This window comes from Aureibacillus halotolerans, assembly GCF_004363045.1.
In the GTDB taxonomy this organism is placed as follows: domain Bacteria; phylum Bacillota; class Bacilli; order Bacillales; family DSM-28697; genus Aureibacillus; species Aureibacillus halotolerans.
This window is the reverse complement of the sequence record NZ_SNYJ01000043.1, coordinates 1-1,014: the sequence shown is the minus strand read 5'-3', so window position 1 is coordinate 1,014 and position 1,014 is coordinate 1. Positions and strand designations below refer to the sequence as shown.

The 1,014-nt window shown below is 44.0% G+C and carries 2 protein-coding genes; both read left to right on the top strand.

Annotated features, from left to right (window positions below):
* The first annotated feature begins 129 nt into the window (after positions 1-129).
* The gene (locus tag EV213_RS20590; RefSeq protein ID WP_279512782.1) at positions 130-642 is read left to right on the top strand and encodes a DUF6431 domain-containing protein; all 513 of its coding nucleotides are present in this window, start codon (positions 130-132) and stop codon (positions 640-642) included.
* A 35-nt stretch (positions 643-677) separates the two neighbouring features.
* Positions 678-1,014, top strand: a 337-nt coding sequence (locus EV213_RS20585; protein WP_133582434.1) for a helix-turn-helix domain-containing protein, incomplete at its 3' end; no start/stop codon positions are given.

Genomic DNA, 1,014 nt, shown 5'->3' with positions numbered 1-1,014 from the left:
TGAAGAAAGGAAAAGACGCCTTCCTTAATGCCGGCCATTAGCAGTGGCGCGACGGAAGACGTCCCTCAAACAATATGATTATTGTTAATGATTATATCATAGTGGAATCCGCCGAGAAAGGCGTTTTTTATTAAATGTGCAGAAAAGGTTCCTTGTCCCTGTTGTAATCATCAGGCCTACAAGGTCATCGGTTCAAGAGAACGAAAGGTAAAAGATGAAAGAAGCATAGCCAGAACGTTTATCATCAGAAGGCTGCGTTGCCAGCAGTGTACAAAGATTCACCACGAGCTGCCTGATCTGATGATTCCATATAAACGTTACGGTACAGAAGTCATTGAAGAGACTATTTTTCAAACGACCCACCTAACGGTGGCAGCCGATGAATCTACGATTTACCGGTGGAGGAAATGGTTCTCTGAGTTGATAGATTACTGGCTGTTTATTCTTCAATCCTTACGGATTCAACTTGAGCCGAATGAGACCTCAACAGATGACCTGTCCAGTCGCCTGTTGCCTGTACATAAACGAGTTGGACAATGGTTTGGCACAGCGTGCGGATGGCTGGGGAAAATTGTCCATCCAGTTGCGAATCATCATTTTTGGATACATACCCGTTCTGCGTTTTTGTCCACTTATCCATAATTTACACTTCTATTATCAAAAAAGGAGTGTGACCCATGGGAAGAACAAAAGCAGAAGAAAAAGCAACGAATCGCTTTCAAATGATTGTGCCGTTATTAAATGAAGAACTGGATAACCAGGAGCGAGGCAGACTCATCAAGCAAATTTGTTTGAACCACGGACTTTCAGCGCGCACCATTCGTCGCTATCTCTCGCAATTTAAGGAGAACGGCTTTGAGGGGTTAAAACAAAAGCCGTATCGTTCAGCTCCAGAGGAACGACAGGATAAAGTGCTTGAACAGGCGATTTTACTGAGACGTGAAGTGCCAAGCAGGAGTATTGCCTCCATTATACAAATCCTCGAGTGGGATGGCCTTGTAGAAAAAGGTGTAC